Raw genomic sequence first — 24,551 nt, 5'->3', positions numbered from 1 at the left:
TTGCTCATCACTTTTTCTTATAAACACAATTAAATATATTCAGTTTATCGAGAATGATTTTAGATTAGAATAGCCATCTGTTTCTTTTAACTGTGATCGAGACCTTTAATGGCTGCTTTTAACGTTGAACGCATTACTCATGTTCACCACTGGAATGACACGCTTTTCAGTTTTAAAACTACACGCGACACCAGCTTACGTTTTAAAAATGGTCAGTTTGTGATGATCGGCCTTGAAGTGAATGGTAAGCCTTTAATGCGTGCTTATTCGATCGCGAGTGCGAATTATGAAGAAGAACTCGAATTCTTCTCTATTAAAGTACAAGACGGTCCATTAACTTCTATCTTACAAAAAGTACAAGTGGGCGACGAGATCCTGATTTCTAAAAAGCCTACAGGCACTTTAGTACACGACGATTTATTACCAGGTAAAAATTTATACCTTTTATCTTCTGGTACTGGCCTTGCTCCATTCCTTTCACTGCTTCGTGATCCTGAAACTTACGAAAAGTTCGAAAAAGTAATTATGGTCCACGGTACACGTTATGTATCAGAACTTGCTTACCAAGATCTAATCTTAAATGAACTACCAAACCACGAGTTCTTTGAAGAATTAGGGATTAAAGACAAATTGGTATATTACCCAACGGTGACACGTGAACCGTTCCATACTCAAGGTCGTGTAACGACTGCAATTGAATCTGGCGAACTATTTGAAAAAATAGGTTTACCACGTTTTAACCGTGAAACTGACCGTGCCATGTTGTGTGGTAGCCCTGCCTTCCTTAAAGATGTTGCAGCACTGCTTGATGAACATGGTTTAGTTGAATCACCACGCATGGGCGTGATGGGTGATTATGTCATCGAACGTGCATTTGTTGAAAAATAAATTTCAATCAATAATCTAGAAAAACCGAGGTATTAACCTCGGTTTTTCTTTTTTAAACATGAGTTAAATTAAGCTTAATTTTTTATTTATATTAATTTTCATAAAACCGTCATTAAAAAAAACTAAACAAAATAATTAATTAAGCCGCCTCTAAATGAATCAAACGCTCAATATAATACCAACACTCTTCGATTTGGGCATGATCCTTATTCACTTTTGCATAAGCTGTCATACCGTCTAAAATATTGATATACATGGCTGTGAGCACATGAGGTTGAAATACTTTAGCCTTTTCAAATAAATCTTCAACCAAAGCCATTAACCACTCTCGATATTCGACAATTGGCCCAATAATAGAGGGATATTGTTGTAGAATTTCTAAAGAAGCTTTTTGAAACATACAACCATGAAAATCATCGGAATTGAACCAAGATAAATGCCAAAAATAGACTGCCTTGATTTTCCCCAAATAATCATCTGCTTCGATTAAGCTAATTTCATGTTCAATGGCCGCCTGAATACTTTTATTCCTTCGAGACAAGCACTCTTCGATCAAGTTCTCTTTGGAAGGAAAGTATTTGTAGAACGTCATCTTAGCAACACCCGACTCACTAATAATTCGATCCACACCCACAGAACTGTAGTTATGACGGTTAAAAAGGTCTAGAGCCGTTGCAATAATATCTTCTTTTTTTGACATTTTATTATCCTTGTAGAATTCTATCAAAAAACTTAATGCATTATTTAGACATAGTTTACATGCTGGAAAATTCTGGCCACTATGTATGTTTATGTTATTTTAAGAGCATTAATAGAAAAGTCGTATTTTCTTTATTGTTCCTTTTATAGGGTATGTAAAAATCAGTCTACATACAAGATCATTTGTAAAAAAATCTTTCTATTTTTAAAATATTTGTTTTTTCCGTGAAACACTTCACTGTTTACTTACAGTTAAGTTAATTCATAAACTTTCTTGCTATTTTTTAGCCGACTTAATAAATTGATTTCACAAAAAATTCATTTTATATTTAAATCATCCAATAAAAAGTTCTTTGGTTGAACTAATAGTTATATTCATAAGCAACCAAACAAAATCTAACTAAATAATTGGAAAAGCAATAATATTATTAATTCATCGAGTACAAGACTATGCCAAAAAAATTTGAAAACTTTAACGACCCAAGACAGAAAGCTATTGAAGGAATGAAGAATAGTATTTCTGCAGAACAATGGAACAAGAACCTGAACTTTCTGAAACAACTACGTGCAGAAATTTCAAATCACCCTGTTTCACGCCATCCAGCTATTCAACTTTTAAATGACGGTGTAATTGATAAAGAAACCTTAAAACACATTCATTTAGAATATCGCCATGCCATCGTACAAGTATTTACTGATGCTTTATTAATGGCTCAATTTCAAACCAAACAGTTAGAACCGCGCTTACTCTCTGGTTCAAAAATGTTCCCTCGTTTTTTACTTAATCTTAATATTCTGGATGAATTTGGTTTCCGTCCTGGTTTAGACGAAGAAGGTTACTATTCAGGCAATCCTGAGTATGCCCACTACCCACTGTTTGAAGATGTGTTAAATGACTTTGAACTCAGTCAAGCAGAACGGAATGACTATCAACCTTCTCTTATTTCACAACGTGTTCGCAATTATCTGGAAAACTCATTTCATAGCTATCAAGCCGTTTCTGCCCTGTTAGCAGTCGCGGAAGAGGAAGTCATTTTATTTAGCCCTGCATTGCGTCAAGCAACCAACGCTATCGGCTTTGATGTTAATAGCGGTTATTACTATGTTCATGGTGTTTCACATGATGCATCTGCTGAAGCGGCTGATGATGATCATGAAGACGATTTATGGTTCGTATTGGCACAAGCCTGTGTTGAATCTGAATATGCATCGATCCGCCAAATTTGCCTTGAATATTGCGATTTATGGGAACAGTTCTGGGATGAACAAATTGCCTATTATGGAACATTCAAAAAATTGGCTTAATCTCTTTCGCACAAGGAAGCCATCTTCAACTTTTAGTTGAAAGATGGCTTTTTTAATGTCTTGGAGAATCTACAAAATCCTGATTGTGAAAGCCTTCCCCTCAGCTATTAAAATGAATTTAACCGAAGTTAGCCTATATTTTACGGTATAATTCAACTTTCTTTCCCGCAAACGTTTCGCGCATGTTTTCACAATTTGATGTCAACTTATTGGTTCTGCTTGTTTTATTGGGCTGCGGTATCTTTAGTCAAAACACGGCAGTCACAGTCGCAGCAGCATGCCTGATCTTAGTTAAACTGACTCCTCTAAATCAGTTTTTCCCCTATATTCAAAATCATGGTTTGAATATAGGCATTATTATCCTGACCATTGGTGTCCTTGCACCGATCGCAAGCGGCAAAATCAGCGGTGAAAGCATTCTAAAATCATTTATCAGTATTAAATCATTGGCTGCGATTGCAGTTGGGTTATTAGTGGCGTGGCTCGGTGGACGCGGTGTCAAACTGATGAGTAATCAACCCGATGTAGTTGCAGGACTTCTGATTGGAACGGTTGCAGGCGTTGCGCTCTTACGCGGTGTTCCTGTAGGTCCATTGATTGCCGCAGGAATCTTATCTCTTCTCATTGGCAAGTCTTAAATATTGAATGCTTGCATGCATTATCTTATTGCTAAAAGGTAGAAGGCTATTTCCCTCTACCTTTTATAAATTGCAATCAAAACTCAATTATTGCTCGTAATAAACCGTTCGCATCTTAGAAAACTTTTCAAGTTGCTTAATAAAGCCCTCAAAATAGTTTTTTTCCTTATCTTCTGTTCGATAACCAGCATATAAGGTACGTCTCAATCCTTGTGGTGAAACACAGGTTAAACGACGGCTTACTACCCAACCTTTTTGCTCATACTCATTCACGACCCAATCAGGTAATGCTGCAATACCACGCCCACTGGCAACCAATTGAATCAACATTTGGGTCAAATCGGTGGTCCGAATATGTTTGGGTTGAATATTGGCAGGGATAAACAAGTGCGCCATGATATCAAGACGATGCTTATCAACGGGATAGGTAATTAAGGTTTCTTCTGCTAAATCTTCGACTGAAACCTGCTCTGCACGTACCAAGGGATGGGTGTTGGAAAGCACTAAACGAGATTCGTATTCAAAGATTGGGAAATACTCAATTCCTTTTAATGCAATCGGATCAGCCGTAATTAATAAATCAAATTCCGCATTTTGCAATAACTCGTGCGGATTCGATTCGAAACCTGCTGCAAAGTCTAGGTCCACATCAGGATATTGCAGGCGATATTGATTGAGTAATGGCATGAGCCAATCAAAACAGCTATGGCATTCGGATGAGAAAATAATTCGTCCAGTTTGCCCATGCACAATACGGGTAATATCGGTTTGTGCAATTTGCACCTGTGGCAGTACATCATCTGCCAGTTTCAGTAAACGTTCACCCACATTGGAAAAACTCACAGGACGGCTACGACGGTTAACCACTTCTACCCCATACCAGTGATCCAATTCTTTTAATTGATGTGAGATTGCCGATGGCGTAAGACATAAATCTGTTGCTGCAGATACTAATGAACCGTGCTCTCTTAAAGCAATTAACGTTTTTAAATGACGGAGTTCTAACACGACCACTACCATTATTGAATTTAATTCATCTTAGCATGATATTAATTAGTTTGTCTCACCATGACTTTTATTTCATTACTTACCTGTTCACGGGCGTTTAAAAACTCAGCACACCAATTTCGATTAATACTCCAATGCTTTTGGTATTTAAAAATTTTCAGCTTGAGCTGAGAACATTTCATGGAATTAGAGCTCCACAGACGTTTAAAGCTTTTACAATAAACAATTCACTTTTGCAGACTATGCCGACGATGCCTCATCCAAGTCAAAAGACGCTTGAACGCCAAACACTCAGCCTACCTGAAGGACATGACAAACTGTTGCTGCATTCATGCTGTGCACCATGTTCAGGTGAAGTGATGGAAACCTTGATTGAGTCTGGCATCGACTTTTCAATCTTTTTCTATAATCCGAATATTCATCCTGTGAAAGAATATCTAATCCGTAAAGAGGAAAATATTCGCTTTGCCGAAAAGCATAATATTCAGTTTATCGATTGTGACTACGACACGGATAACTGGTTTGCCCGTGCCAAAGGCATGGAAAATGAGCCTGAGAAAGGCATTCGCTGCACCATGTGTTTTGATATGCGCTTTGAACGTACCGCACTATATGCCTATGAACATGGCTTTAGTCTGATCAGCAGTTCACTGGGCATTTCACGTTGGAAGAATATGCAGCAAATCAATGACTGTGGTCTGCGTGCAGCGGCGCATTATCCAGATATCCAATATTGGGATTATAACTGGCGTAAACATGGCGGCGCAGTCCGTATGTTGGAGATCAGCAAACGTGAAGAGTTCTATCAACAGGAATACTGTGGCTGTGTTTATTCGCTCAGAGATAGTAATCGCTGGCGTATGAGCAATGGTCGAGATCGAATTAAATTGGGCGTTAAATTTTATAGTAATGCAATGGATGACGAGTCAAATCAATCAAACTAGCTCTTCGATGCTAATATTATAAATGTATGATCATCTAAATGATTTATATACCATATAAAAGGCAGCTCATATATTTAGATACGCGGCAACGTCATTCGCAACTGTTTGAGACAGGATTACTTTTGCCAGATAATGTTTTTGCGATGCAAAGTGTTAAATGTTGGTAGCGAACGAGTTTTGCGAATGGCAATGGTTTTGCCTACTTTTCCCGAAAGAAAAGTAGGTCGAACCGAAGGTTAATCCTTATACTAGTCTTTTCATTTAAAGACTCTGAAATAGCATAATTTCTCTAGATTAATCTCCATTAAAAGGTCAGTTTACAGCAACACTGATAATGCTATAGAACTGATTGCTTGGCTTTTGCTTCGTATCGACTGCTTCGCTGACTTCAATCAAATACTCGCCTGCTTTAGCAAAAACTAAATCAGCACTGCCATCTGCAGCTGTCTTCAAGCTAATGCCTTGCTTATCGGTTGCCCCTTTAGCACGAATGACCACATTGGCATTGGCCAATGCTTGATGGTTTTTGATACTTTAATTTTCACTGTTTGATTGGCCTTTAGCTCACTTGGATGGGTTAAAAATTCAACTTGAATCGGTGCTGTGCTTGCTTGCACTGGCGTATTCTTCTCTTTAGACACATAAGTCAAAAATGTCCATTCACGGGTAATTTCAACAGGTGTAAATTTTTTCGCTTTTAAATCTGAAGGAATGATAAAATCACGCTCAGTTCTGACAGGTGCTTTGTCTGCTGGCATATCAAAGAACATTTTCCATTCTTTTTGATCTTGCACATATTTCAAAGGATAACTGGCACTGGTTTTGACCGTATAAGTCCCAGCTTCAGGCAGTTTCAAGTCAAATACAGTTGCCGAACTGAGCTTAGAATCTGGCTCAATTGTGGTTTTCGTATTATTCGGTGCGGTAATTTCAAACTTCGCATTTTTTAATGCATATTCACTTTGTAAAGCTTCTTCTGCATAACCCGAGATAATTGCGACTTGGGTTTGTTCCGTTGTATATGCAAGCGGCGCAACATAGGGCTCATGAGCAAAGCTATAAACTGAAACAAGCAACAATGGACTAATTAATAATTTTTTCACTCTTTTCCCACCCTTTATAAAAATTCAGCTAAAAATGTCTGCTTTGCATTATACATAAATGAAAATAATTATCATTCAATTATTGTGTTTTTATATAGTACCGCCCCCAAACCAATTGAGATAAAAATTGTGTTCTATTTCACCTTTCCCAAAGCGAGTCGAATATAATACGGCGGTACTTTTAGACTCGAGATATTATGTCCTCGTCAAGCTCTCCCTTGCACTCATCTCCCTCACCCAACTATTCCTTATTCCTGGTTATTTTCTCCCTTGCAGTGGGTAGTTTCTGTATTGGTACTACTGAATTTGTGGCAATGGGATTGATTCAGGAAATCGCTACCGATTTAAACGTTAGTGTGCCACATGCAGGCTATTTCATCAGCGCTTATGCACTCGGTGTCATGGTGGGTGCACCGATTATTGCGATCTTAGGCGCAAAAGTACCCCGTAAGACACTATTGCTTAGCTTGATGCTTTTTTATGGCTTGGCCAATGCAGCAACCGCTTTTGCCACTACACCTGAAGCCATGTTACTGTCTCGCTTTATTGCAGGATTTCCACACGGTGCTTATTTTGGTGTAGCCGCATTGGTTGCGGCTGAACTGGCAGGCAAACAACGCCGTGCCACCGCGATTGCACAAGTGATGATGGGACTCACCATTGCCAATGTCATTGGCGTGCCGATTGCCACATGGTTGGGTCAACAATTTGGCTGGAAATCAGGTTTTGAGTTTTCTGCGGTGATCGCGTTTATTACCCTGATCGGTGTCAGTCTATTTGTTCCCAATATCCCATTGCAGAAAACGGCCAGTATCAAAGCAGAGTTGGCGGGTTTAAAAAATATCAATATGTGGCTGACTCTTGCCGTTGGTGCAATTGGCTTTGGTGGCATGTTCTCGGTGTATAGTTATGTTTCACCGATTCTAACCGAATATACCCATGCCGATATTCGTGTGGTGCCTGTGGCCCTTGCAATTTGGGGTGTAGGTATGGTGATTGGTGGTCTAGTTGCTGGCTGGTTGGCAGATAAAAATCTGTTTAAAACTATTATTGGGATCTTGATCAGTTCGGCACTGGCCTTTGTTGCCGCCAGTTTTATGATGTCCAATCTTTATACAGCAATTGCGGCCCTATTCTTAATTGGTTTTACCGTAATCGGTCTAGGCGGTGCTTTACAAACCCATTTGATGGACATTGCGGGTGATGCACAAACTTTGGCGGCCTCACTGAATCATTCAGCTTTCAACTTGGCCAATGCGCTCGGTGCTTTCTTGGGTGGTTGGGTCCTCAGTCATAATATGGGCTGGTTAGCACCGATTTGGGTCGGTTTTGTATTAAGTTTAGGTGGTCTAGCGATTCTATTGATTGCGCTAGCGTACGCCAAATATTCACAAAAAAATGAATCTGCCGTGTCTTAACGGTAGATTCATTGCATTGGCAGTGACTAGATTAACTCTGCTATTTGTCGATCATGCCATCGAGAGAATAACAATAAGGCTGTGATCGACCCAATCAAGGCAAAAAACATATCTGACTGTGTATCCCACTCATCCCCTTGTGTCCCCAAAAACTCTTCTGCCCCTTGTCCCAAAGACAATGCAGCCGCCCATTCAATCAATTCATAACTGGCACTGATGGCCAATACAATACAGATCACAATAAAGCTCAGCATTTTGCCTTTGCTTAAAATATGGTTGCGAATTAGGATTTCACGCGCAGCTATGGCTGGGACAAAGCCCTGCATAAAATGTCCAATTTTGTCATAAGGATTACGTTCTAAACCAAACCATTGTGCCATTTCAAAACCCAACGGCACACGCGCATAGCTATATGCCCCGCCCACAATCAGCACAATGGCATGCAAGAAAATCAGTCCATATAACAGAGGAGTGAGTGGAAAAGCTTTATAAGTGGCAAATAATAACGGGACCACAATCAATACGGGTATCACTTCAAGCCACCATGTGGTTCGATCAAAAGGCTGAATTCCAGAAATCAGCAGCAAAATGGCTAAAATCGCCGTGCCCAAATACAATAAAGAAATACGCATGATGTTATAAAAGTAGTGATTTATTAAATCCCATCATATAAAAAACCCAAAGGAAGTCCTTCGGGTTTTTGTTATAAAATCAGCAGATTGAATTTTTATTTTACGGCATCTGCCACTTCTTTCAACATGTCCTTCATGCCATCCAAACCATTGTTCATTAAATACCAGTTACTTGAATCTAGATAAACAATATTGCCATTTTGCGCGGCTTTAGTTTGGTTGATAATCTTATTATTCAAGACCTGTTTTGCACCTTGCTGATTTTCAGTAATTGCAGCACCGCGGTCAATCACGAATAGATAATCTGGATTTTTCTGAGCGATAAATTCATGCGACACCGCCATACCATGCAAGCCCACTTTGATTGAAGGATCTGAAGGAGTAAAACCATATAGATCATGGATATTACCGAAACGTGAGCCTGGCCCATAAGCTGCAATTTTGCTGTTATTGACCAAGATCACTAACGCTGTTTTACCCTTAGTCTTGGCTTTTAATGCGTTAATGTCTTTTTCTAAAGTTTGCAACTGTTGCTCTGCTTCTGGCTTTTTACCCACCATTTCAGCGATATTTAGGGTTTGCTGTTTAAAGGAATTAAACTGATCGTTGTAATCCACATCAACAAAATAAGTCGGCGCAATCTGTTTAATCTGCCCCATCAGATTTTCCATACGGCCACTCATGAGAATCAGCTCAGGCTGACTGGCTGCAATTTTTTCCAGATTCGGTTCTTTGGCTGTTCCAATATCCAGATACTTCCCATCATTAAAATCTTGCAGTACTTTCGGTAAGGGCGTGCCTTTGGGTAAGGCCACCACTTTATCACTCGCACCCAAGGCATGAATGGTATTTAGGGCATTGGTATCCAGTACCGCAATACGAGACAAGTTTGCAGGAATCGTGATCTGACCAGCCTTACTATTAAAGCTCAAACTATCCTGTGTCGCAGTAGCATTTACGTCCTGTTTTGCCGAAGGTGCTTCGGAATTACCACATGCAGCCAAGACCACACTCAGCATCATGACTGGCAATGTTTTTTTGAAAAGCATAACGAACTCCTAACTAATAAAATACAAACCTAATTTGTGCTGTTGAACCTGTTGAATCGGGATATGAAAATCAAAAATATCATTGAGAATGCGTTCATCCATCATCTGCTGTGGATGACCTTGATAGACCAGTTGCCCTTCTTTCATGGCAATGATGTGATCGGCATAGACCGAGGCAAAATTGATGTCATGAATTACCACAATGATGGATTTGCCATGATTTTCAGCCAGATCTTTTAACACCTTCATAATCTGTGAAGAGTGCTTCATATCCAGATTATTCAAAGGTTCGTCCAGCAAAATATAATCGGTGTCTTGTGACAGAATCATGGCGATATAAGCACGCTGACGTTGACCACCTGACAGCTCACTCAATTGGCGATGGCGTAATGCTTCTAAATCCATATAGGCAATGGAACGATCAATCACCTCACGGTCTTCCTGCGTTAGGCGGCCTTGCGAATAGGGAAAACGACCAAATGACACCAAATCTTCAATACTCAGTCGTAACTCGGTGTGGTTGGACTGTTTTAAGATGGCCAGTTTTTTTGCAATCTCGGCACTTTTCATTTGGCGTAGATCCTGTCCATCCAGCAAAACTTGTCCTTGATCAGCCTCGATTAGACGGCTCATAATCGAAAGCACGGTACTTTTTCCCGCGCCATTCGGGCCAATAAAAGCCGTAAACTGACCTTTGGCAATACTGAGTGAAAGCTCTTGTACCACCTGCTGTTGCTGATAGCTTTTGCTTAAATTCTTTAGCTCTATTGCCATTTTTTATTTTCCTTCAGTAATATCCAGAAGAAATAAATTCCACCGACAAAATTAATGATCACACTGAGCGTGGTTTTAAGATTCAATAGATGTAATACGATGAATTGCCCAATCATCAGACACAGGATGCTGACCAAAATAATGCCGACTAATAAGATGTGATGTTGATGGGTCTTGAACAGCTCAAGGCTAATGTTGAGGACCAGCAAACCAAGGAACATCATCGGGCCTGCCAAGGCTGTCGCAGAAGCCAATGCCAATACCACCAGAATCAATAGCGAGCGGCTGGTCTTGTCATAATACAGACCCAAATTCAGAGCATGATCGCGTCCCAACGCCATCACATCCAACTTGTGATAATGCTTTAAGCTGTAAAATAGAATCGGCACAATGGTCAGTAAAGACAGTCCAACAGTTTCCATTTTCACCACATTAAAACTGGCAAAACCGGCATAGGCTGCAATCTGAAATTCATCAGGATCGAGCAAGACTTGAAAGAAAGTGGTCATGTTGTCGAATAAAGTCGAACAGATCAGCCCGACCAACAACAGGAAGTAAATATTTTGCTGTGCAACTTTCTTGAAAATAAAGCGATACAACAATAAGGCAAAGCTCAGCATTAACACCAAGCTGATCAAATAATCCAAGACAAAGTTAAATGACAGCAAGGTGCTGGCACCAAAGAAATAAATAATCTTGGTCTTGGATAGTTCATATAATTTATCCAATCCTAATGCCTGCGGTGTCACGACCCGATTATTGACAATGGTATGAAATACCAAAGTCGACACCCCTACAGCAACGCCAGCGACAATGATTGCGGTAACTGTTTTTAAACGCAGACCGAGTGCATATTGCCATGTCACACCTAAGCCCCAACCCAAATACAAGGCAATGCTGAGGATAGTTAAAAAGGCTAAAACAATGAGCTTGGTTTTATGTGGCATAGCGGTATCTCCTGAGCAATAACCACAGGAAAATCACACTACCAACGATGCCCATAATCAGGCTCACCGACACCTCATAGGGATAGATCACTACCCTACCAAAAACATCACACAGCAGAACTAGCAAAGCACCCAGGAGCGCCGTATGTGATAAGGTTCGGCGGATATTGTCACCTAGATATAAGCTGACCAAATTCGGTACGATCAGCCCAAGAAACGGAATCGCACCCACGGTCACAATCACCACACCGGTAATCACCGAGACCAGAAGCAAACCCAGAAATAAGGTCTGTTTATAATTCAGTCCAAGATTGGTGGCAAAATCCTGTCCCAAGCCTGCCAAGACAAAACGATTGGCAAAGATATAAATCAGAATCAAGACAGGAATACTAAGATAAATCAGCTCATATTGACCATTTAAAATGGTGGAAAAGTCACCTTGCAACCACCCCGCCAAGTTCTGCAATAAATCCATTTGCAAGGCGATAAAGGTGGTAAAGGCTGAGATAATACTGCCAAAAATCATCCCCACCAGAGGAACAAAGACGGTATCTCGATGCTTGAGGGTTGCCAGAATGCTCATAAAGGCCATTGCCCCGATCAGTGTCACAGTTATGGCAAAACCTGTTTTTACAAAAATTGAAGCACTCGGTAGCAAGATAATCGAAACCAATACACCTAAACGGGCACAGTCATATAAACCTGCGGTGGTTGGAGAAACGAAACGGTTGCGACTGAGTGATTGCATAATCAAACCGCAGACGCTCAGGCCCGCGCCAGCCACAACAATTGCCATAAGACGCGGCAAACGACTGGTCCAGAACAATTGCCAATCCTGTGGATTGCCTGCCCACAAACCAGCAAGACTCATCTCGCCTACACCGACAAATAGGGAAATCAATGCCAGTGGAAGCAATAATAAAATTAGATAACGCCGCTTAATCATGTTGGGAGAACTTCATAGTATGCTTAAACTTAAAAGAAGCTTAAAAATTACAAAACATTTAACAAGAAACTATCACAAATGATAAAGATTATTGTTAACTTTTTTAAATGAAATGATATCTGCGTGAAGTAACGCTTAATGAACTGAACTTTTAATTTTTAATAAAAAGCCCTAAGTCTCAGTATTACCGAGCTTTAGAGCCAAATCGAGTGTCGCCTCATCCGAATAAATAGCTAAGCATTACCAACTTATACTGAAGCCTTAGGCTACATTTTTATAATAAATTTCAAATTATTCAGGAAGCTTTTCACCACAGTGTGGGCAGTAACGGCACAGTTTCTTTTCCTGCTCCTGATCTTCTAGCAACTTTTCTCTGACCAGTTGCATAATAATTTCATGGGTCTGCTCTTTGGGTAAACCGACCTTTTTGCGAATCCGTTCAATTTCCACTTGATCATGCAACAGATCCAAACCTTTGGCCTGTAATACTTCCCTAAACTCCTGTTCCAATCGCTGATTACGCATATTTAATTCATTGGCAAGGCCAGAAGCCAAAATACCCGCAGGTAAAGCGGCAATACCGACGCCAAGAATGGTAATGAATGCACCAAGTATCCGACCCAAGTTAGTTACTGGTGTTACATCGCCATAACCAACCGTGGTTAAGGTAACTACTGCCCACCACATCGATTGTGGTATTGAACTAAACGCCTCAGGCTGGGCTTTATTTTCCACCACATAAATCGCTGATGCCGTCATCACGATCATAATCACCAAGATAAAAATGACCGCTTGGAATGAGCCTTTTTCGCGTTGAATCACGCGCAATAGAATTTGCAGGGAAACAAAATATCGGGTCAGTTTTAGTAAGCGAACCAAGCGTAAGACCCGTAAGAAACGCAAATCGATCGGAACAATGAAATTGAGATAAGCAGGTAAAATCGCCAATAAGTCGATAATTGCCCCACCACTTTTCATCCAGCGAATCCGCTGTTTCCATGCATCCTCTTGTGGTTCTTCCTCAACAATACTCCAGAGCCTGAGCAGATATTCCCCACTAAAAATCATGATCGAGAGATTTTCAAAGATATCGAAATAAGGCTTGTACAGTTGATAAAATTCGTTGACGGACTCCAACAAAACCGCAGCAACGTTGCCAATAATCAAGGCAATCAATAGATAGTTTACGCAGGTGCTGACCGTACTTTTATAGTCATCATTGTGCAAGTTGTCATAAACAAAGCGTCTTAATTGCTGCCATGAAAATTGAGTCATACCATACTTATTGTTTGATCAAGTAAGCTGAAAATGTAGCATGATGCTTTCATATTTAATAAGGGATTTTAACCTTAAGCCTTATTTTCTCGTTTAAAAAAAATCATTCTTCACTTCATTGCGCTATATAACGCTGTTTCAACAAAACTTTCTTTGCAGTTTATTGCTCGCTTCAACGATAATAAAAGCTTAGTGGTTATTTTCTTTAACGATTCATTCATAAAGAACTATAAATTTTATTAAACCCGTACAACAAGGGGAAATTACATGGGATTTAAAGCTCTCCCGACGCTGATCTCTTTATTTATTGCATTAATTATCTGGTTCGTCATTCCTGTGCCTACAGGTGTTGATCCTGATGCATGGCATTTACTCGCAATGTTTGTCGGTGTGATTGCCGCCATTATTGGTAAAGCCATGCCGATTGGTGCGATTGCGATTATTGCCATTACATTGGTCGCCGTGACAGGTGTTACCAACGATAGCCCAAGTGGTGCCATTCAAGATGCGCTCAGCAGTTTTGCTAACCCGCTGATCTGGTTGATTGGTATTTCAATCATGATTTCTAAAGGCTTGCAAAAAACTGGATTGGGTGCACGCTTAGGCTATTTATTTATCGCAGTTTGGGGCAAGAAAACCATTGGTATCGGTTATAGCATGGTACTGTCTGAACTGATTCTTGCACCAGTTACCCCAAGTAATACTGCACGTGGTGGTGGGATTATTCACCCGATTGTACGTGCAATTTCTACCAGTTATGACTCTGACCCTGCCAAAGGCACCGAAGGTCGTATGGGGAAATTCTTAGCTTTGGTCAACTATCAAGCCAACCCAATTACTTCTGCCATGTTTATTACCGCAACCGCTCCTAACCCTTTGGTGGTTGATCTTGTAGCGAAAGCAACCAACAGTCAGATTTCCTTGAGTTGGAGTACTTGGGCACTGGCGATGTTATTACCAGGTTTAATTGCCTTGATCGTCATGCCGTTGATTATGTACTGGATGTATCCACCTGAAGTCAAAGAAACTCCGAATGCGGCTCAGTTTGCCAAAACCAAGTTAAAAGAAATGGGGCCTGTCAGCAAAAATGAAATCATTATGCTTGGCGTATTTGGGATTTTACTGCTGTTATGGGCAGGTATCCCTGCCATGATCTTCGGTTCAGCTTGGGCGGTTGATCCCACCACGACTGCCTTTATTGGTTTGGGCTTGCTACTGATTACGGGCGTATTGACTTGGGAAGATATCCTGACGCAAAAAAGCGCATGGGATACCATCACTTGGTTTGCTGCCTTGGTGATGATGGCGACTTATTTAAATAAGCTCGGTTTAATCACATGGTTCTCAGGTGTGTTAGAAACAGGGATTGGTCATTTAGGTCTTAGTTGGATGCCTGCCTGTTTATTATTGATGCTTGCTTATCTGTATGCACACTATATGTTTGCCAGTACCACGGCCCATATCACTGCCATGTTTGCGGCCTTCTATACGGCTGGACTGGCGCTGGGTGCACCACCGATGTTATTTGCCTTAATGATGGCAGCAGCTTCGAGTATCATGATGACCTTAACCCATTATGCAACGGGTACATCGCCTGTGGTGTTTGGTTCGGGTTACACCACTCTGGGTGAATGGTGGAAAGCTGGCTTTGTCATGAGTGTGGTCAATATCATCATCTTTGTGGTGATTGGCGGACTTTGGTGGAAAATGCTGGGTTATTGGTAGGATGATTTAGTTTAAAAAAAGCCCCTATCAAAGGGGCTTTTTTATGTATGTATTTAAAGAATACTAGGATTATAAGCCCAGACACCGAATAAAATGATAGCAGCTTCATTAATTAGGCTTGATGTCATAAACCCAGTTTCGTGCTTGTTGATCCGTCGTCGTTTCGCAGACGTAGTAATCTTGATGCCATGAGTCTTGATGGAAAATTTCCTTTTTGTGGTAGCTTACTTGTTTGCCATTTTCAATACAGATAAAACTGTCACCTTGATCTTTCACAGCTGAACCATTAAGAAATCCACCAATACATAAGAAGCGGGATTGTTTCGCCATTGAGTTGAATCTACTTTTAAATCATTCATTTTCGATGATTAAACGATGGATTATTTGAACTGTAAAGACAAAATTGCTAGACCATCTCAATTTAAATTACTGGATTCCTATATCACAGGATATCACTACAATTTTTTTGATGTATATCTTGGTTTTCAAATTTAGATTAATTAAAAATTATATAAAAAAATAAGGGCTGATTACTCAGCCCTTATTTTTAGCTCACTAAGGTATTAGGTTAATTGAGCTGCTTGGATTTTCTTGGTATCAACTTGATCAGCTTCTTTTGTATATTCGCTCATCTTGTCGAAGTTTAAGTATTTGTAGATGTCAGCAGAAGCGCTGTCGATTTGCGAAGCGTACTGTTGATATTCTTCTGGGCTTGGTAATTTACCAAGAACCGCAGCTACAGATGCAAGCTCAGCAGAAGCCAAGTAAACGTTCGCACCTTGACCTAAACGGTTCGGGAAGTTACGTGTAGAAGTCGATACACATGTTGTGTTCGGTGCTACACGTGCTTGGTTACCCATACACAATGAACAGCCTGGCATCTCTGTACGTGCACCAGCACGGCCATAGATGTTATACAAACCTTCTTCCATCAATTGATGCTCGTCCATACGCGTTGGTGGAGCCAACCATAAACGAGTAGACAATGAACCACCAGGTACTTTGTCAAGTAGCTGACCCGCTGCACGGAAGTGACCGATGTTAGTCATACAAGAACCGATGAATACTTCATCAATCTTGTCGCCTTGAACGTCGGAAAGAAGTTTTGCGTCATCTGGATCGTTCGGGCAGCAAAGAATTGGTTCTTTGATGTCAGCAAGATCGATTTCGTAAACTTTTAAGTATTCTGCATCAGCATCAGCTTTTAACAAGCTTGGGTTATCTAACCACTTCTGCATGTTTTCAGCACGACGCGCCATAGTACGCGCATCGCCATAACCTTCAGCAATCATCCACTTCAACATGGTGATGTTAGAACGTAAGTATTCAGCAACTTTCTCTTCAGAAAGTGTGATTGAACAGCCAGCAGCAGAACGCTCAGCAGATGCATCAGAAAGTTCGAATGCTTGCTCAACAGTCAAGTCATTTTCCATTTCTGATAAGTCAATCTCAAGGATACGACCCGAGAAGATGTTTTTCTTACCTTTCTTCTCTACAGTTAAGTCACCCGCTTGAATCGCGTAGTAAGGAATTGCATGTACAAGGTCACGTAAAGTGATACCAGGCTGCATTTTACCTTTGAACTTAACAAGTACAGACTCAGGCATATCAAGTGGCATAACGCCAGTTGCAGCTGCGAACGCAACAAGACCAGAACCCGCTGGGAATGAAATACCAATTGGGAAACGTGTGTGTGAGTCACCACCAGTACCAACAGTATCTGGAAGTAACATACGGTTTAACCAAGAGTGGATAATACCGTCACCTGGACGTAAAGATACACCACCACGGTTCATGATGAAGTCAGGTAATGTATGGTGAGTTGTTACGTCAACTGGTTTTGGATACGCAGCAGTGTGACAGAAAGACTGCATCACTAAGTCAGCTGAGAAGCCCAAGCATGCCAAGTCTTTTAACTCATCACGCGTCATCGGACCTGTTGTATCTTGAGAACCAACAGTCGTCATTTTAGGTTCACAGTAAGTACCCGGACGGATACCTTGACCTTCTGCTAAACCACATGCACGGCCAACCATCTTCTGTGCTTGGGTGAAACCTTTACCAGTGTCAGCAGGTTGTACTGGAGTACGGAACAATGTAGAAGGTGCAAGACCTAATTCTTCACGCGCTTTCGCAGTCAAACCACGACCAATGATCAAGTTAATACGACCACCAGCACGTACTTCGTCTAAAAGTACAGGGGTTTTAAGCTCAGCTTCTGCAATTTGTGCACCGTCTTTAAATGCAGTTACTTTTGCAGCAGCGTGATCAATTTTCAATACAACTTCGTCACCCATGTTCATGTTGGCAACGTCGATTTCTACAGGTAATGCACCTGCATCTTCCATTGTGTTAAAGAAAATTGGCGCGATTTTAGAACCTAAGCACACACCACCATCTTTTTTGTTTGGAATGTGTGGAAGTTCGTCACCGAAGAACCAAAGTACAGAGTTCGTTGCGGATTTACGAGAAGAACCTGTACCAACAACGTCACCTACGTAAGCAACTTGGTTGCCTTTCGCGATCAATTCTTTGATTTGGTTTAATGGACCAACTTCACCTGGTTTTTCAGGGTTAATACCGTCACGCTCGTTTTTCAACATTGCGTTTGCATGTAATGGGATGTCTGGACGGCTCCAAGCGTCTTGAGCTGGAGACAAGTCATCCGTATTGGTCTCACCTGTTACTTTGAACACAGTGATTTTGATTTCTTCTGGAACGTCAGCACGGCTTGTGAACCATTCTGCATCAGCCCAAGATTGTAATACTGCTTTAGCAGCAGCATTGCCTGCTTTTGCTTTGTCAGCTACATCATGGAATGCATCAAATACAAGAAGTGTTTTCTTTAACGCTTCAGCCGCTAATTCAGCAAGCTCAGCATTGTCTAGAAGTTCAACAAGTGGTGCTACGTTATAACCACCAAGCATTGTACCTAGTAAGTAAACTGCACGTTCTTTAGATACGAGTGGAGAGGTTGCTTCGCCTTTTGCAACAGCAGCTAAGAAAGCAGCTTTTACATATGCAGCTTGGTCAACACCTGCTGGAACACGATTTTCTAGTAAATCTACTAAATAAGCTTCTTCACCTGCTGGTGGATTTTTTAATAAGGCTACGAGTTCAGCAGTTTGAGCATCATCAAGCGGCTTCGGTGGGACTCCGAGTGCGGCACGTTCTTCAACGTGTTGGCGGTAAGCTTCTAGCACAGTGTTATTCCTCTTTTTTAAAAAATTACTTGTAAGTTCCAGCTTGCTACAAGCTTTACAAGTAATGTGGACAGCAAAATTTTACTAGACTTCGCGTTAAATGTTAATGCAACTACCGTATTTCTACGTGATGCCCATTATTTTATAGCGAAATGTTCATCCCTTGGAAATACCGCTTTGGTCTTAGGTTAAAGTCTAATAAAACAATAAATTACACCCATAAAAAAAGACAAACGGTGTTGTCTTTTTTATATACACATTAAAAAAGTTTATAGTTAGGCAGCTTGTCATGTGGGGTAACCAAGCATTCTTCCATAAACTGTTTCTTTAAATTCTCACGTAATGCTTCTGGATCTTTTTTCAGTTGATCGGCAGGAAGTGCATAAACTGTGTCCAAAATTTTAAAGATAAACTTACGTGTGGTCTCATCTTCAATCTTTGCCGCATATTCCGTTGCTTGTTTTTGCTCAATTCCATTTTGACGATCTAGTGTAATCGAACGTGCAGCGTTACCCACACTGACACAATAGCCATGCCATTGTTCTTCAGGGGTTAACGGCTTTTTCTCAGCACAACCAGCCAAAACTAAACCTATTGCAATAAACAAAACTTTTTTCATCATCATACTGCGGCTAATTTGATGCACACATCATACTGAAACTTGTTTATTTTGCAAAAGGAAGCCTTTAAAACCATGCTTTCCGTAATAAAAACATACAAATCATTTGCTACAGCGCATGTTATTGCCTAACTTTTGACACTTTCCTCCATTGGCAGACAGATATGTCGTTCCTGCGACGAGATTATAGGACTTACCTTTCATATCCCAACATCTGACCCCATTGCAGTTTTTGACGGCGATAAGCACGTCACTTGTCGCAGTAAGATTACTTGTGGCTGTTGTGGTCGTCGTTACAGGTTTGGTTGGTGTTGTTGCTGTAGTTGCAATCACTGTTGTGATTTTTGGCTCTTTCGGTGCCGTTCCAGTTTGAGCAGTCGGCTGTTGTACTGTGGTAGCGCTATTCTTTTTAACTGGATCGAGCTGAGGTTCTTGTCTCTGTACAGGTTGGGGCGTTGCTGAATAAGTGGTGACGCCTTTGGCATCGACCCACTTATAATATTCCTTGGCATTGACTTGGAGTGTCGAACTGAAGAGCACTAAGCCAAGCACTGCCCAAAGCTGACCAAAAGTGACAGATTTCATTTATTTCCTCCAAAAAATGTCATAAAATCGTTTATTTTCAATAGTTTATATTAATTCTATCACAATTCTTGTTTTCTAAAACCATCCGCTATGAAATCTGTTTAAAAATTCGCTCAGACCATTAACACATCTGTCCTCATTAATTTTTATGTGGATGCTTTTTTGGGAGGTTCAAGTAGTGTTACAACCATAAAAAAGAGGAACTATTTCAGCGAAATAATTCCTCTTTCTGATTCTAAACTAAACGTACAGTTAGAACCTCCAATTGTAGAATACGTCAATTGCACGTTCTAAGGACTGGCTTGCTTCCAGATATAAACGACGGTTCATCTGATAACGCAAGGTCAACTTATTCACTGGGGTAAATACACCAATACCATAACGAATAAAAAGATCAGGCGTAATATAACCTGTCAGACTCACCTGCGTATCATCACCTGTACCCTGTGCGTCCAATGCCAAACCACTCAAACCAAAGGTTCGACCAATCTGGTTGGTCAAGGCACGCGTACCGCCTAAGCCCATACTGATACCCGCAGCAGCAATGGTGTTATTCACGTCAGACTTAAAGCCTTCAGTATTACTTAAACCACTGTTACCTTCATTAATACGACCTGTGAGTAAGGCATTCAAGGCTTCTTGCTCAGACAAACCTGCATCGTTATAAATCTGAATATTCGGCACAGTGGCTGTACCTGTGACACGTACGCCGACCATACTACCTTGAACCGGTTTATTGGCATCAATATCCAACGTCGGGTTGGCCAATGGTCCATTGAAACGTGCAATCGCTCGATTCAAATCAAGACTTTGACCATAGGCTTCAATCTTCACTTTTTGACTGACACCAATCGCACCATTGGCACGCATTGCAGTTTCTAAACCACGTTGCGATAAGTGCAAACGACCGACCAATGGAATGGTACTTTCAAAACCTTGGAAAATAACTTGGTTGCCTAAAGTCACAGTCATATCGGCACGGATATCCCACGGTTTAGCCGCTTTTAAAGTCGCCAGCAAGTCTTGGCCTTGTTGAACCACACGTACATCAGGTGACAAGTTCACCACCGTTGCAGAACTTTCTGGCATCGAAATACGTGCACGTGGTACATCAATTTTCCCTTTCAGGCTTAATCGCTGATCAAAAGGATAAACATCCAAACTTAAATCAGGTTCTACAATCGCCGTGATCATCGGGGCTTGGCGTACCAATAGGTTGTCGCCTTTCAGGGTCAGATTTAAATGTGGGTCATTCTTCCAATCAAAATTACCCTTCAAACGCCCAACACCCTGACCACTATTAAATGCACCATCAATACTGGCAGATTGTTGACGTATTGAGGAATAAAGCTGGATATTGCTTAAATTCACAGGCAGAGAGATCATCGAAATTGCGCCATTTTTCAAGCGCATCTCACCGACAAACTCAGGTTGAGTCAAGGTTCCATTCATTTTACCAGCCAAAGCCAAAGTCCCTGACATTGAACGTACGTCTTTAATAAACGGCTTAAAGACTTTCAACTGCACATCATTAAATGCAACTTCACCGCGCATTGGCATATTGGCTTGATATGGGTTGACAATCACATTGGCATAACCGGTACCAATGTCAGGTGTTTTCATATCAACACGTAACAACAAACCTTCACTGATGCTTTTTGCAATCAGACTCAACTCATCATAAGTGACCGTTGTAGCAGGATCTTGTGGATCATCCGCCGCCAATCCGATTTCACCTTTCTGAGTGACTAAACGAGCATCTAGTTTCGGATGACTACCCTGAGCCCAAGATGCTTTGGCATAACCATTAAGCTGACCTGTGACCGCCAAACCTTCAGGCATAAATGCGGTAAAGTCTTTTAAGTCCAGATTTTTGGTAATAAAGGAGAAGCTACCTTTGGCTTTGCTAAGGCGTGCAGGCTGATCCAGACATAACTGACTGCTCGAACTCTGCCAGCAATGTTGACCAACATACAATTCCTGTTGCGCCGTGGTATAGATAATCGGCGCACTTTGGTTTTGTACCAAACTGATATTACGCGAAGTAAAGTTACCTTTTTGCAATTGGCCTAACCAGTCGTTCTTCGGATTAAAACCACCCGCAAGTTGCAGATAGAAATTCGATTGACGGTTTTTGCTCTCCACCTTCAACACATGTGCCTTGCGTGTTCCTGCCAAGTTTACTGTTGCTTGTTCAATTTCACGATTGCCATTACGCAAACGATCTAAAGTTGCAGTCAGTTGTGTTGGAGTGGTTTCAGAAGTCGGTAATTCACCTTGCACTTTTAATGAACGAATCGTCACCAAATCATTAAAGGCAAAATTATCAACCATCATATTCGCAGTTGCTTTTAGGCGTGGCTGCGACTGCACATTTAAGCTACCGTATGCACGACCACGTAAGCCTGGGTAAAGCTCATATAAGGCAGGTGCATTCAACTTAATACGTAAGTTTTGCGCATTGCCTGTGGCTTGCAACTGGTTCTGTGCATAAGCAAAGAATAAGTCGTTGGCTTCGAATTGTTGTGGCAAGAAACCTTCTTGGTTCGAATCAAGCAATAAACTCAGATTACCGCGACCACGAATTGGTTTGTTATTCAGGAAACCTGCAACATTGAGCTGACGGATATCAATACGTTTCAATTTATCGGACCAAACACCAAGTGTTTTAACTCGTCCAGAGACTTCACCTTTGACACTAGAAACAAAATACTGCGGCTTAAAACGTACCAGCGAGGCATCAATATCCCAGCCAAGTTTATCTTTGAGATTAACAGCACCCGTTGCATAGATTTTGCCTGCCACACCATCATGATTAAGTTCATTGATCTTGATGTAATCAGGCGTACCTGCAACCTTAATCTTTAATACGCCGTTACCTTGGTTTAATGCATTTAAAGAGCCATCATAATTGACTGCAAAACTCTTAAATCCACCACCTGCTTTTTCGTCATTAAACATCAAGGCAGCCGTACTTTTCCCTTTGAGGGCAATCGTTTCTGTTTTATTGTCTTGTGGTAATTGCCCTATTAAATCAATCTGTTCAAGCTGAATAATTTGTTGATTCGGTTTGGCAAAACCAGTTGCTTTTATTTCACCATTTAATAAGTTAATCGGTGCAGCAGCGGCAATTGTTTGCGGATTAAAATCCTGAGCTTTAAGCTGAGCTTGCCATGAAAGCTGTTGCTTTTCGTTAGGCAACTTAACTTTAGCCTGTCCCGACAAGCTGCCTTTTTCCGCCTCATAGCGGAAGCTTTCCACATCTAATAGATCGCCTTTTACATCTAAACGCGCATCATATTTTCCTGTTGGTAACAAAGCTTGTTCATGAGGACGAATCGTGGTTGTCAGATAGATGTCTTGCCGACCTTCATTTAAGGTCAGGTTAGTATGACCTTCTTCACTACTGAGCCAGCCAATATATGGCATAGCACGATCAATCCCTTTCCATGAAACATCCAGCAACATTGGTTGTGCTTTATTATCTTTTTCTTCCGCTTGGTCTAGCTTAACCGCCCAAGTTTCAAATTTATCAAATGCAAGTTGTGCGTTCAGCACCAAGCCTTTTTCCATTGAACCTGTAGAACTTAAATTCGCATCCAAGTTTGGTGGCAAGAAATCTTGTGCAATTTGCGGTACGGTTTTGTCTTTCGGATCCAAACGTTCTAAACGACCTTTAACATCCCAAGACACATGATCATGCCAGTTTACAAAACCCAGTAAGCTGACCACACCGCCCATCAACTGGCCATTAAACTCACGGATATTCAATTGGTGAGTTAAATCAGTATCCATCTGTGCTGTATATTGACCCTCCGGCACTTGCTCGCCTTTTAGGTCTGTATCCAACGTTAAAATCAGTTTTTGGATATCCCCATTAAATTTCGCAATACCATCCTTAACAAACAACTTTTGATCTTTCAGTAATGGCAAATGATAGTTTTTAAAGAATAACTCACCATTCATCGGTACATGATCACGAACTGGATGGACGACTGCCCAACCTGTGAGCAGGTCTGGGGTACGTGTTGCAACTCCTACTTTTAAGGTATCTAAAGAACCTCTAGCAGCAACTTTAATGACATCAATATCTAGGCTTTTGAGTGATGGAATAATCAGATCTGCTTTGGCATTGATTGGATATTTTCCACTAAAGTCCATTTCTCCCGTTGCATTTTGGACGGCCAAATACTCCATTTTCATGCGAGAGTCTTTGAACTTTAATTTTGTTTCTGACCATAAAGCATCTTTTAGATAGATATCGCTAAAATCGACTTTAGATGTTGTGGTTTGAAGTTGCAAATGGTCTAGGCTGGCTTCATCAACACGCAATACAAAAGGAAGTTTGATTGGATCAAATCCAAAAGGTTTACCTGATGGTGGTTTCTTATCAAGAATTTTTAGATTACGAACATCGGCATGGCTAAGGTGTACTTCTTTCTTAAGAATTGCTCTCCACCCTAAAGACACATCGGCACGGTCTAAAGAAACGTCAATTCCTTCCAGTCGTACCAACACATTTTTTAAGATAATGCCTGAAAGCAGATTACCGCTTTCATATTCGTATTTAATGGTTTTCTGGCTTTGAAGTACACGGTCTAATAGAAAACGGCTCCCCTTATCCGTTGACATCATCACAACCAAAGAGCTGACCAATAATAAAAGAATGATCAGCACAATCAGCACAACATTTCGAGCAATGCGCCGCGGTGGTCTTGGTTTTGTTGGAGGGGTAAGTTGCTGTTCTACTTCCGTCATAATCAACCCGAGATTGTTTGCCCTGATCAAACACA

The 24,551-nt window shown here is 40.9% G+C and carries 19 protein-coding genes and 1 pseudogene; 6 read left to right on the top strand and 14 right to left on the bottom strand.

What is annotated here, in order from left to right; all coding sequences use genetic code 11:
- Nucleotides 1-108 precede the first annotated feature (108 nt).
- Nucleotides 109-888: a ferredoxin--NADP reductase gene (locus WA352_RS04015; protein ID WP_004806522.1), complete on the top strand. Its 780-nt coding sequence runs from the start codon at nt 109-111 to the stop codon at nt 886-888.
- A gap of 139 nt (nt 889-1,027) precedes the next feature.
- Here the strand turns inward: WA352_RS04015 and WA352_RS04010 are convergent, their stop codons facing one another.
- Nucleotides 1,028-1,588 (bottom strand): TetR/AcrR family transcriptional regulator, encoded by a 561-nt coding sequence (locus WA352_RS04010; protein WP_004806520.1) that lies wholly within the window; start codon nt 1,586-1,588, stop codon nt 1,028-1,030.
- A gap of 449 nt (nt 1,589-2,037) precedes the next feature.
- Here WA352_RS04010 and WA352_RS04005 point away from each other — a divergent pair, with 449 nt between their 5' ends.
- Both WA352_RS04005 and WA352_RS04000 read left to right on the top strand, forming a co-directional pair.
- The gene (locus WA352_RS04005) at nt 2,038-2,892 is read left to right on the top strand and encodes a hypothetical protein (protein WP_005204303.1); all 855 of its coding nucleotides are present in this window, start codon (nt 2,038-2,040) and stop codon (nt 2,890-2,892) included.
- Nucleotides 2,893-3,074: 182 nt separating this feature from the next.
- The gene (locus WA352_RS04000) at nt 3,075-3,530 is read left to right on the top strand and encodes a DUF441 domain-containing protein (protein ID WP_005204306.1); all 456 of its coding nucleotides are present in this window, start codon (nt 3,075-3,077) and stop codon (nt 3,528-3,530) included.
- 87 nt (nt 3,531-3,617) lie between these two features.
- Here WA352_RS04000 and WA352_RS03995 read toward each other — a convergent pair whose 3' ends face one another.
- Nucleotides 3,618-4,538 carry a LysR family transcriptional regulator gene (locus tag WA352_RS03995; RefSeq protein ID WP_162180561.1) on the bottom strand — a complete coding sequence of 307 codons (921 nt, stop codon included), beginning with the start codon at nt 4,536-4,538 and terminating at the stop codon, nt 3,618-3,620.
- Between the two features lie 242 nt (nt 4,539-4,780).
- On the opposite strand from WA352_RS03995, the gene WA352_RS03990 reads away from it, so the two are divergent.
- Nucleotides 4,781-5,482 carry an epoxyqueuosine reductase QueH gene (locus WA352_RS03990; protein ID WP_033132950.1) on the top strand — a complete coding sequence of 234 codons (702 nt, stop codon included), beginning with the start codon at nt 4,781-4,783 and terminating at the stop codon, nt 5,480-5,482.
- A 312-nt stretch (nt 5,483-5,794) separates the two neighbouring features.
- Here WA352_RS03990 and WA352_RS03985 read toward each other — a convergent pair.
- A pseudogene (locus tag WA352_RS03985) lies at nt 5,795-6,585 on the bottom strand (DUF4198 domain-containing protein).
- A gap of 197 nt (nt 6,586-6,782) precedes the next feature.
- Here WA352_RS03985 and WA352_RS03980 point away from each other — a divergent pair.
- Nucleotides 6,783-8,003: an MFS transporter gene (locus WA352_RS03980; RefSeq protein WP_005204315.1), complete on the top strand. Its 1,221-nt coding sequence runs from the start codon at nt 6,783-6,785 to the stop codon at nt 8,001-8,003.
- 26 nt (nt 8,004-8,029) lie between these two features.
- Here the strand turns inward: WA352_RS03980 and WA352_RS03975 are convergent, their stop codons facing one another.
- The 6 genes from WA352_RS03975 to WA352_RS03950 all read right to left on the bottom strand — a co-directional run bounded on the left by WA352_RS03975 (nt 8,030) and on the right by WA352_RS03950 (nt 13,626).
- Entirely contained in the window at nt 8,030-8,635 is a 606-nt protein-coding gene (locus WA352_RS03975) for a DUF2238 domain-containing protein (RefSeq protein ID WP_033132952.1), read from the bottom strand.
- Nucleotides 8,636-8,730: 95 nt separating this feature from the next.
- Nucleotides 8,731-9,684, bottom strand: a complete 954-nt coding sequence (locus WA352_RS03970; RefSeq protein ID WP_033132953.1) for a siderophore ABC transporter substrate-binding protein — start codon at nt 9,682-9,684, stop codon at nt 8,731-8,733.
- 9 nt (nt 9,685-9,693) lie between these two features.
- Nucleotides 9,694-10,458, bottom strand: coding sequence for an iron ABC transporter ATP-binding protein (locus WA352_RS03965; RefSeq protein WP_033132954.1), 765 nt, complete (start codon nt 10,456-10,458; stop codon nt 9,694-9,696).
- Nucleotides 10,449-11,405 (bottom strand): iron chelate uptake ABC transporter family permease subunit, encoded by a 957-nt coding sequence (locus WA352_RS03960; protein ID WP_033132955.1) that lies wholly within the window; start codon nt 11,403-11,405, stop codon nt 10,449-10,451. Before WA352_RS03960 ends, WA352_RS03965 begins: the two co-directional genes overlap by 10 nt.
- The gene (locus tag WA352_RS03955; RefSeq protein WP_033132956.1) at nt 11,395-12,351 is read right to left on the bottom strand and encodes an ABC transporter permease; all 957 of its coding nucleotides are present in this window, start codon (nt 12,349-12,351) and stop codon (nt 11,395-11,397) included. The genes WA352_RS03960 and WA352_RS03955 overlap by 11 nt, the downstream gene beginning before the upstream one ends.
- A 291-nt stretch (nt 12,352-12,642) precedes the next feature.
- Nucleotides 12,643-13,626, bottom strand: a complete 984-nt coding sequence (locus tag WA352_RS03950) for an ion transporter (RefSeq protein WP_033132957.1) — start codon at nt 13,624-13,626, stop codon at nt 12,643-12,645.
- Nucleotides 13,627-13,893: 267 nt separating this feature from the next.
- Here WA352_RS03950 and WA352_RS03945 point away from each other — a divergent pair, with 267 nt between their 5' ends.
- Nucleotides 13,894-15,351: a DASS family sodium-coupled anion symporter gene (locus WA352_RS03945; protein WP_033132958.1), complete on the top strand. Its 1,458-nt coding sequence runs from the start codon at nt 13,894-13,896 to the stop codon at nt 15,349-15,351.
- A 108-nt stretch (nt 15,352-15,459) separates the two neighbouring features.
- On the opposite strand, the gene WA352_RS03940 is transcribed toward WA352_RS03945, so the two are convergent.
- The 5 genes from WA352_RS03940 to WA352_RS03920 form a co-directional block, all read right to left on the bottom strand.
- Nucleotides 15,460-15,681, bottom strand: coding sequence for a hypothetical protein (locus WA352_RS03940; protein WP_033132959.1), 222 nt, complete (start codon nt 15,679-15,681; stop codon nt 15,460-15,462).
- Nucleotides 15,682-15,914: 233 nt separating this feature from the next.
- A complete protein-coding gene (locus WA352_RS03935; protein WP_004653959.1) occupies nt 15,915-18,554 on the bottom strand; it encodes a bifunctional aconitate hydratase 2/2-methylisocitrate dehydratase in 2,640 nt (879 codons plus the stop codon).
- Nucleotides 18,555-18,813: 259 nt separating this feature from the next.
- Nucleotides 18,814-19,173, bottom strand: coding sequence for a hypothetical protein (locus WA352_RS03930; protein ID WP_005204329.1), 360 nt, complete (start codon nt 19,171-19,173; stop codon nt 18,814-18,816).
- A gap of 102 nt (nt 19,174-19,275) precedes the next feature.
- Nucleotides 19,276-19,758, bottom strand: coding sequence for a DUF4124 domain-containing protein (locus WA352_RS03925; RefSeq protein WP_033132960.1), 483 nt, complete (start codon nt 19,756-19,758; stop codon nt 19,276-19,278).
- Between the two features lie 252 nt (nt 19,759-20,010).
- Nucleotides 20,011-24,516 carry a translocation/assembly module TamB domain-containing protein gene (locus WA352_RS03920; RefSeq protein WP_033132961.1) on the bottom strand — a complete coding sequence of 1,502 codons (4,506 nt, stop codon included), beginning with the start codon at nt 24,514-24,516 and terminating at the stop codon, nt 20,011-20,013.
- Between the last annotated feature and the right edge of the window lie 35 nt (nt 24,517-24,551).

It is taken from the genome of Acinetobacter sp. 102 (genome assembly GCF_037028485.1).
In the GTDB taxonomy this organism is placed as follows: Bacteria; Pseudomonadota; Gammaproteobacteria; order Pseudomonadales; family Moraxellaceae; genus Acinetobacter; species Acinetobacter higginsii.
The sequence above is the reverse complement of the archived record's forward strand: the minus strand, read 5'-3'. Positions and strand labels throughout refer to the sequence as shown.